General features: G+C 39.1%; 9 protein-coding genes and 1 riboswitch. Of the genes, 4 read left to right on the plus strand and 5 right to left on the minus strand.

The features are described 5' to 3' along the window. Positions 1–112: 112 nt before the first annotated feature. Both ACFSBH_RS13305 and ytkD read left to right on the plus strand, forming a co-directional pair. Positions 113–442: a hydrolase gene (locus tag ACFSBH_RS13305; protein WP_251512999.1), complete on the plus strand. Its 330-nt coding sequence runs from the start codon at positions 113–115 to the stop codon at positions 440–442. A gap of 239 nt (positions 443–681) precedes the next feature. Then, complete coding sequence (ytkD, locus tag ACFSBH_RS13310; protein ID WP_251512997.1) at positions 682–1,158, plus strand: RNA deprotection pyrophosphohydrolase; 477 nt, start codon at positions 682–684, stop codon at positions 1,156–1,158. Between the two features lie 28 nt (positions 1,159–1,186). Here ytkD and ACFSBH_RS13315 read toward each other — a convergent pair whose 3' ends face one another. From ACFSBH_RS13315 to pckA, 4 genes are all read right to left on the minus strand, one after another. After that, the gene (locus ACFSBH_RS13315) at positions 1,187–1,993 is read right to left on the minus strand and encodes an ABC transporter permease (protein ID WP_251512994.1); all 807 of its coding nucleotides are present in this window, start codon (positions 1,991–1,993) and stop codon (positions 1,187–1,189) included. Continuing rightward, entirely contained in the window at positions 1,990–2,781 is a 792-nt protein-coding gene (locus tag ACFSBH_RS13320; RefSeq protein WP_251512993.1) for an ABC transporter ATP-binding protein, read from the minus strand. Before ACFSBH_RS13320 ends, ACFSBH_RS13315 begins: the two co-directional genes overlap by 4 nt. 11 nt (positions 2,782–2,792) lie before the next feature. After that, a complete protein-coding gene (locus tag ACFSBH_RS13325) occupies positions 2,793–3,776 on the minus strand; it encodes an ABC transporter substrate-binding protein (protein WP_251512990.1) in 984 nt (327 codons plus the stop codon). A gap of 185 nt (positions 3,777–3,961) precedes the next feature. Beyond that, positions 3,962–5,548 (minus strand): phosphoenolpyruvate carboxykinase (ATP), encoded by a 1,587-nt coding sequence (gene pckA / locus ACFSBH_RS13330; RefSeq protein WP_251512988.1) that lies wholly within the window; start codon positions 5,546–5,548, stop codon positions 3,962–3,964. A gap of 366 nt (positions 5,549–5,914) precedes the next feature. Beyond that, positions 5,915–6,019: riboswitch (SAM riboswitch) on the plus strand. 365 nt (positions 6,020–6,384) lie between these two features. Between pckA and metK the strand changes: the two genes are divergently transcribed. After that, entirely contained in the window at positions 6,385–7,584 is a 1,200-nt protein-coding gene (gene metK / locus ACFSBH_RS13335; RefSeq protein ID WP_251512986.1) for a methionine adenosyltransferase, read from the plus strand. Positions 7,585–7,626: 42 nt separating this feature from the next. On the opposite strand, the gene ACFSBH_RS13340 is transcribed toward metK, so the two are convergent. Beyond that, complete coding sequence (locus ACFSBH_RS13340; protein ID WP_251512984.1) at positions 7,627–8,151, minus strand: gamma carbonic anhydrase; 525 nt, start codon at positions 8,149–8,151, stop codon at positions 7,627–7,629. A 102-nt stretch (positions 8,152–8,253) separates the two neighbouring features. Between ACFSBH_RS13340 and ACFSBH_RS13345 the strand changes: the two genes are divergently transcribed. Then, positions 8,254–9,312 (plus strand): tetraprenyl-beta-curcumene synthase family protein, encoded by a 1,059-nt coding sequence (locus tag ACFSBH_RS13345; RefSeq protein WP_379597978.1) that lies wholly within the window; start codon positions 8,254–8,256, stop codon positions 9,310–9,312. The last annotated feature ends 142 nt before the right edge of the window (positions 9,313–9,454 follow it).

The following is a 9,454-nucleotide window of genomic DNA, read 5'->3' on the forward strand; positions in this document are numbered from 1 at the left end:
TAGGAATATCCCAGAGCGTCCAAGTCATTTGACATATCAACAGGTTGATTAACAAGGGAAATAATAGGCGGAAACTAAGTGCCTAAACATAATATACGAGGAGGACGACCATATGAAAAAGAAGTATTATTTGAATATAGCAAACGGTAGTATTGTTGATGAGAATACAGCTGACACGAATGCGAATTTTGCATTTTATGCAGATGAAGGAGACTTGAATCAAGTTAGAGAAAAGTTGGAAAACATGGACGGAGCCAGTCGAGGAAGTTATTTGAGGGCCCATATCCCGTATTATCCTGAAATGGATACACCAGAAAATGCCAAGTATGACAAAAATCTTAAAGAATTGTACTCCTTGCTTTATAAGCTGGGTGATGAGCAAGCAAAAGAACATATCCAATCGCTTGACATTATTGATAAACCTGGAGACCATCTCGTTTAAAGCAGCGGGGAGGGTCTCCCTCTTTTTTTTATGTAATCCGTAAGAGTATATTAAATAATTGATTTCATTGCCATCCGCGTCTATCTAAATCCTTACTCTAAGACGTGTTTTTGAACGTGATCTGTTGAGGATAGTACTAAAAAAGTAAAACGGATGAAACAAAGAAAGAGCAATTTCCAACTTTTAACGATATAATGACAAAAGAAGAGGAATAATAATCATCAAAGGTCGTGTGTTTTTTGATAAAATTTAGAGATTATTACAATAATGAAGTGCATCTGTCTTTTAAGGATCATCCTTTTTCTGAACAGCCTAAGCATGTACTGATTATTTGTCGCTATCAGGGTAAATGGTTATTGACGAGACATAAGGAACGGGGGTTGGAATTTCCAGGCGGAAAAGTGGAAGAAGGTGAAACTGCTGAGGAAGCTGGTATTCGTGAAGTGATGGAAGAGACAGGTGGAAAAGCATCACATCTACAATACATCGGACAATATTATGTAGATGGCAGAAAGGATTATGTCATCAAAAACATTTATTATGCAGAAATTGAAGAATTAAATGATCGGGATACTTATTTCGAAACGGAAGGCCCTGTAATTATCGACAATATACCAAATAATGTCAACCATAATCCGAAGTATAGCTTTATTATGAAAGATAAGGTTATTGATTATGCTATTGACTATATTATTAAAGAACATAATAAAAGCTAAGAAATCGCCTTGCAAAAGACGATTTCTTTTATTTCGTATGTCTGATTAGCCAATGTTCTAACTTCTCCACTCCTTTATACATTAAGGCAGCTAGAATTGCGATAATTACCAGACTTGACATGACTAAAGTAAAGTCGAATACTTGGAAACCATAAATGATTAAATAGCCAAGTCCTTGTTTAGATACAAGGTATTCTCCAACAATGACCCCTACCCAAGATAAACCGACATTTACTTTTAAAGTAGAAATCATTACAGGTAATGCTGCTGGAAAAATGGCTTCTTTAAAAATTTGTGATTTCGTTGCTCCGAAGCTTCGAAGTACCATCGTATAATTTTGGTCAACTTCAAGGAATGCCCGATAGACAACCAAGGTCGTAACGATGACCGAAATGATGAATCCCATCGCAATAATGGACATATATCCTGGCCCTAAAGCAACAATGAGTATGGGACCCAAAGCGACCTTAGGCATGGCATTGAAAATAACGAGATAAGGATCCATAATGTTGGCGAATCGGTCAGAATACCATAATGAGGTTGCGATTAAAACTCCACCGATTGTTCCAATAAGGAATCCTAGTAACGTTTCAAATAAAGTAATAGAAATGTGGGAGAACATCGTGCCATTAGAAATTCTCGTTATAATCAATTCAAAAATTTTCGTCGGTGAGCTGAACAGTAATGGATCGATGATGTAAAACCGGCTAGTAATTTCCCAACTTAAAAAGAAAATAACAGCAATGCTCAACTGCCAAGTAAAGACAATTCTCTTTTCTTTTAGTAAGCCTCTTTGATATTGTTGAAAGAGCTTTTCATCCTTCGTTAATTTCATGTCGAGTCACCTATTTTTTCCTTTGATTCTGTTTCTTCAAGGTCTTGCCAAATTTTATCGAATAATGGTTGAAATGCTTCATGTTTTCTTGCAATCATCGGAGTTTCATTTCGTAATACCTCTGGTACATCATACACATGTGCAATTCTTCCGGGGTTTGCATGCATAATGATGATGGAATCACTCATAGCAATCGCTTCACCAATATCATGAGTCACAAGGATTGTTGTTTTATGGTAGTTTTTAAGAATAGTCGCAACCAGGTCTTCAAGTTTCAATTTTGTTTGAAAGTCTAAAGCGGAGAAGGGCTCATCGAGAAGGAATATTTCTGGGTTGTTCATTAAAGTCCTTACGAGTGCAGCGCGCTGGCGCATTCCACCTGATAACTCTTTCGGATATTGGGATAATACATTACCTAAACCAACTTCCTGCAACAGTTTTTTTGCCCGGTCCTCTAATTCTTTGTTTTGCCTTTTTTGGATTTTTGGTCCTAACATAACGTTATCGAGAACTGTTTTCCAAGGAAATAGGTAATCTTGTTGCAGCATATATCCTATTTCAGCTTCATTCTTATCTATTGGTTCATTATGGATAAGGACTTTGCCTGATGTGTTCTCAAGCAATCGTCCAACAATGGAGAGGATCGTTGACTTTCCACAGCCGCTTGGTCCAAGAAGAGAAATAAATTGACCCGCCTCCATGGAAAAACTGATGTTTTCAAGCGCTTTAGTATAGCCTTTTTTAGTGAAATAGTAATGGCTGACCTCTCGAAGCTCCAAAATTGGCATTTCTACACCTCCTACTCATTCATCACTTCTTCGGCAACATTTGTATCAACTAAATCATCATATGGAGCATCGATAGGTAGTTCGCCAGCTTCGTCCATGATTGTTTTTAAGTTTTCCCATTCTTCTTCATCTAGGAAAGGATCTTCCGCAAATGAACCTTGGCTTTTGTAACGTTCGATGGATGAGGTGAGGATATCTAAGTCTGTATCTTCAAAGTAAGGTGCAATCACTTCGGCTATCGTCGATGCATCGTTTTCGGCAACCCATTTTTGCGCACGATAAATTGCCCTTGTAAATTTCTCAACATTTTCCTGATTATCTTCCAAATAGCTTTCCTTTGTCATAAAGACAGTGTATGGTACTTTACCTGACTCTTCACCAAACGAAGCAATAATATGTCCTTGGCCTTCTTGTTCAAATACACTTGCAGTAGGTTCAAATAATTGTACAAATTCATAGTTTCCTGATTGGAAGGCACTAGGAATATTTGCGAAATCAACACTTTGATCAAGTATGAGATCTGTGTGAGGATCGATATCATGCTTCTTCAGTACGAATTCTCCAACCATTTGTGGCATACCGCCGACACGTTGACCTAAGAACTCTTTTCCTTTCATATCATCCCATGTGAATTTTGGATACTCTTCTTTTGCAACAAGGAAGGTACCATCAGTTTGGGTTAATTGCGCAAAGTTTACTGCATAATCACGGGAGTCCTGAGCGTAAACGTAAATGGAAGTTTCCGATCCGACCAATGCAATATCTGCACCACCGGAAAGTAGAGCTGTCATGGTTGTGTCACCACCCCAGGTTGTCTGTAATTCAACCTCCAAACCTTCTTCTTCAAAGAAACCTTGCTCCAAAGCTACGTATTGTGGGGCGTAAAATAAAGAGCGGGTAACCTCAGCAAGATTAATTTTAACGCTCTGCTCCTGACAGGCAGAGAGAAGAAATAAAAATCCGAGGATAAGCAACCCCTTGGTTATTTTTTTCATCATGTCCGACCCTTTCGCATTGTATTAGATAGTCAACTACAGTTTATGCCCAGACGTGATTTTTGTGCAGTATTGGTAGGGTGGGGGAATAAAAAAATCCCGGAACAAATAATGTTCCGGGATTTCAGCAATAATAGCTGTATATTCTTCTCTATAATTATCCTTTTGGGATGAGGATACAATGATTAGTTTTTGTACGCTGGGCCTGCTGCCTTAATTGCTTCGCTTACATTCTCGAATTTCTCGAAATTTTGATGGAACTTCATAGCGAGTTCTTTTGCGGATTGTTCATAAGCAGCTTTATCTTCCCATGTATTTTTCGGAATAAGCACTTCGTCAGGTACACCTGCCACATGGACAGGAATTTGCAAGCCGAAGATCTCATCAGCCGTTGTTTCAATATTATTCAATTCACCTTCCAGTGCAGCGTGGATCATGGCACGAGTGTAGGATAATTTCATTCGGCTACCAACGCCATAAGACCCACCTGTCCAACCAGTATTCACGAGGAATACGTTTGAGTCATATTGATCGATTTTTTGTCCAAGCATGTCAGCATATTTAGCTGGTGCAAGCGGTAAGAAAGGAGATCCAAAGCAAGCAGAAAATGTTGCTTCCGGCTCTGTTACCCCGCGCTCTGTACCCGCGAGTTTACTTGTGTAACCACTTAAGAAGTGGTACATCGCCTGTTCTTTAGTCAGTTTACTGATAGGAGGCAGGGTGCCTGATGCATCAGCTGTCAAGAAAATAATTGTATTTGGATGACCCGCCACGCTTGGTGTAACAATGTTATCTATATTATCAACAGGATAAGCGGCACGAGTATTTTCTGTTAAACTCGTATCGTCATAATCCGGTTCACTTGTTTCTTTATCAATGACTACGTTCTCTAATACGGAGCCAAATCGGATGGCATTGAAAATCTGTGGCTCTTTTTCTTCTGATAGATTAACACATTTTGCATAGCAGCCACCTTCGATATTAAAAACGCCATTCGGGCTCCAGCCATGTTCATCATCACCAATCAAGCGACGATAAGGGTCTGCAGAGAGCGTTGTTTTACCAGTTCCAGACAATCCGAAGAACAAAGCAACGTCACCTTCTTGACCGACGTTCGCAGAGCAGTGCATCGATAAAACATCTTGCTGTGGTAATACATAGTTCATGACAGAGAAAATAGACTTCTTAATTTCTCCGGCGTACTCTGTACCACCAATGAGTACAATCCGCTTTTTAAAAGAAATGATAATAAATGTTTCTGAATTTGTTCCATCGATTTCTGGATCTGCTTTGAAGTTTGGAGCAGAAATGACAGAAAACTCAGCTTCGTGGTTTTTCAATTCTTCTTCTGTTGGTGTGATGAATAATTGACGTGCAAATAAGTTGTGCCATGCAAATTCATTAAACACTTGAATTGGTAAGCGATACTTTTTATCTGCACCTGCATAACCTTTAAATTGATATACTTCTTCCTTATCCATTAGGTAATCAATAACCTTGTGATACAATTTATCGAAGGAAGCTTCATCAATCGGTTGGTTAACGCTGCCCCAATCTACTGTGCTCTCCGTAATTTCGTCTTTAACGATAAATTTATCTTTTGGTGAGCGTCCTGTATATTTACCAGTAGTTGCTGTAACTGCACCGGTAGATGTTAATACGCCTTCTTTCCTGTCTAAAATCCGTTCGACTAGACGTGCTACCGATAGGTTTTGTTTTAAATTCCCATGTTTCAACAGTTGAGTTGTCAAGGATTTATCCACCATTTTCATTTTCATTCTCCTGCCTTTAGAAGGTTTTGTTAAGAAACATCCCAAGCTTCCTTTTCGATGATCTTAATTATGCTATTAGTATAACACATTAAATTAAATAGTCCACACTAATATGAAATATTTTTATATCATACATACGCATTTACTGAGAAAGCGTTACCTAAAATATCAGGAAACGATTACAAATATAAATAAATAACCTCCTTTTCATTTAATTGGTGTTTTAATTGTAACAAATGGGTAGCGTGATTGGAAATGCTTATCGAATTATATTTGCCAGTTTTTTTCACGTATGCTATACTAACCCACGATACAAAATCATTTTTTTGCATATGCTATTTTTATATGTAATTTAGAGTGGATCCTCTCTTATTCAGAGTCGGCGGAGGGACAGACCCGATGAAGCCCAGCAACCTCACATCTCGTGAAAGGTGCTAACCTGATGCAAGGTAAAACCTTGATCAATAAGAGTGAAAGGCTGTCTTACCTTTCCTCATGTATGTGGAAAGGTTTTTATTTTATTTGCATAGGTAATTTAATTTTACTATATGTGGATAATTAGACAGGTATAGCCTCGTCCGGCTCCAGCGCCCAGGGACTGCCCAGACTTCCCGTCCCTCCGTACGATAAGTCAACATCGACTCTCTTCGTTCGTCGTGTTTCCTTTATCTCTGAAAGGGAAGGGAAGTTCGACTAAGAACGCCCCATCCTGGGGCAACGTCAAACCACCCCACGTCCTGTGGGGCGCAGTCTGAACGTCCCTAAACGGGCGCTTACGCCTTGGCCTTTGAATAACAGGTTCCGTTACATTTTATACAAAGGAGAGAACAAGCCCTATGGCTGGAAATCGTCGTTTATTTACCTCAGAGTCTGTAACTGAAGGACATCCTGATAAAATGTCCGACCAAATTTCGGATGCAATTCTAGATGAAATTTTAAAAAATGATCCTGAAGCTCGTGTAGCCTGTGAAACAGTAGTAACAACTGGAATGGTGTTTGTTGCGGGGGAAATCTCTACAAAGACATATGTGGATATACCTCAAATCGTACGCCAAACAATAAAAGAAATTGGATATACAAGGGCTAAATATGGATTTGACTCGGAGACTTGTGCTGTCATTACAGCTATCGATGAACAGTCCCCGGATATCGCCGGCGGTGTAAATAAAGCACTTGAAGCACGGCAAGGGAAGATGGAAGAGGAAGTAGAAGCTATTGGAGCAGGTGACCAAGGGTTGATGTTTGGGTATGCTTCAAATGAAACAGAAGAATATATGCCGCTTCCCATCAACTTATCACACAAACTAGCAAAACGTTTAGCTGATGTAAGAAAAAATAGAGTGTTAGACTATTTAAGACCTGATGGAAAAACACAAGTCACCATTGAATACGATGAGAATAACCAACCGATTCGTGTGGATACGATTGTAGTATCTACGCAGCATCATGATGAAGTTTCAAACGAACAAATTGAATCAGATATTCTTGAACATGTTATTAAACCGGTGGTACCTAATGAGTTGCTGGATGAAGCAACGAAATATTTCATTAATCCATCTGGTCGTTTCGTGCTCGGTGGTCCTCAGGGTGATGTAGGTTTAACGGGGAGAAAAATTATTGTCGACACTTATGGTGGATATGCTCGTCATGGCGGGGGCGCTTTCAGTGGAAAAGACCCGACAAAAGTGGACCGTTCAGGAGCGTACGCGGCTCGTTATGTTGCGAAGAATATTGTGGCGGCAGGCCTTGCGGATAAATGTGAAGTCCAGCTTGCTTATGCAATCGGTGTAGCTGAACCTGTATCTATAAGTATTGATACGTTTGGCACAAGTCAATTTAGCGAAGCATTACTCGTGAAAGCAGTTAGAAAACTATTCGATCTTCGTCCCGCAGGTCTTATTCAAATGCTTGATTTAAGAAGGCCGATCTATAAGAATACCGCTGTTTATGGACATTTTGGCAGAACGGATATTAACTTCCCTTGGGAAAGTTTAGATAAGGTAGAGGACTTACAAAAAATAGTTAATGAAGAATAAAATAGTAGGAGCTGTCAGGGATTAGCCGGACAGCTCTTTTTCTTATATTCTGCCTAAACTTGTATGTTCTTTATAATATTTACCTTTTTCCACATATGACTTTCGGACCCGCTCCATCTCCTGATAATCTGCTTCCGTGAGTTCTCTTGCGAATTTTGCTGGATTCCCCATATATAAGGTGTTCGGAGGGATTTTTTTACCAGGTGGTACGAGACTACCCGCTGCAACAAAAGCATTCTCACCAACTTCTGCTCCGTCCAGTACAATTGCTCCCATACCAATTAACGCATTTTTTCTAATGATTGATGAATGCAAAGTAACCTGATGCCCGATTGTAACATCATCTTCAATGATAAGGGGGGTATTTGGACTTTGGTGTAATACAGTGAGATCTTGTATACTTACTCGTTTCCCGATACGAGTAGGAGACAAATCTCCGCGGATGACTACGTGGAACCATATGCTTGATTCTTCATCAATCGTTACATCCCCTATAATCACTGCATTTTTAGCTACAAAAACGGATTCATGAATAGTTGGATAGACCCCTTGATAATGATCAATCATTCTTTAACGCTCCCTTGTATTATTTTCATAAGTATGTAGATAATATAAGGATAGTATATCAAAATGGATTAGAATAACGAAACTATGTGGAGGCTATGACAAATGCATGTACCAAATTCGGCATTTGGATTACTGGACAATGTTTTTAACAAGTTATTCCCCCTAATAGATGAAGAACTGGATTATTGGAAGAAAAGGGCGCAGGCGATTCCAGACGAGGAGCTGAGAAAACAAGCACTAGCAAGTATTCATTCCAAAACGTTCCACTGCCAGGGTGGGGGTGTATTTGCATTACTAGCTGGCAGACATTGTAAAGAAGCAATCCGGTTTATTGTCGCTTATCAGACAATCAGTGACTACTTGGATAATCTTTGTGATCGTAGTACATCGTTGGACCCGAAGGATTTTCGTATGTTACATGAAGCGATGAAAGATGCTTTGATCCCTGGTGCTCCGGTAAAAAACTATTATACATATCGCGAAGAGCAAGAAGATGGAGGATATTTGACTGAACTAGTACTTACATGTCAGGGTGTTTTGGATAATGCAGAAGCCTATGGGCTCTGTCGTGATTATTGTTTAATGTTAGAAGGTTTATATGCAGACCTCCAAGTGCATAAACATGTAAAGATGGATGAAAGAGTACCACGACTGGTAAAATGGTATTTGGAGAATAGAGAGAAAGCCCTTGGATTAAGTTGGTACGAGTTTGCTGCTGTGTCTGGTTCAACGATAGGAATTTTTTGTTTAGTATCTTACACATTGTCTGGTAAACTGACAAAAACTTTAGCAGAGAAAATTATTTATAGTTATTTTCCTGCTGTACAAGGCTTACATATTTTACTTGATTATTATATTGACCAGGAAGAGGATGAAAAGGAAGGGGACTTGAATTTCTGCAGTTTTTATCGTGATGATGTTCAATTAGTGGAGCGGATACAATATTTTCTTCTAATGGCGGAAGAACGGTTGCAGGTCCTGCCTGATCCTGAATTCCATCAATTCATTCCAAAAGGGCTCGTTGCACTGTATTTAAGTGATGGAAAAGTGAAGTCACTGAAAAATGGTAGTCGAGTAAGGAGGACATTGTTGAAAACCTCTGGAATTAGAGGCGCATTCCTCCACTATAATATTAGAATTTATAATAGAGTGGCAAAATAGGACAATCCGTTATAAGCTTGTATAAAAAGCTATGTATAATTAGACTGACATAGCAATTTGAGACAATAATAAAACACCTTCTTAGGCTGCCATTCCACGAAATTCTATTGGAGATTGGTAGCCTAATTTTTCTTGAATACGC

Origin of the sequence: Oceanobacillus luteolus, assembly GCF_042678205.1 — a bacterium.
Taxonomy (GTDB): domain Bacteria; phylum Bacillota; class Bacilli; order Bacillales; family Amphibacillaceae; genus Oceanobacillus; species Oceanobacillus luteolus.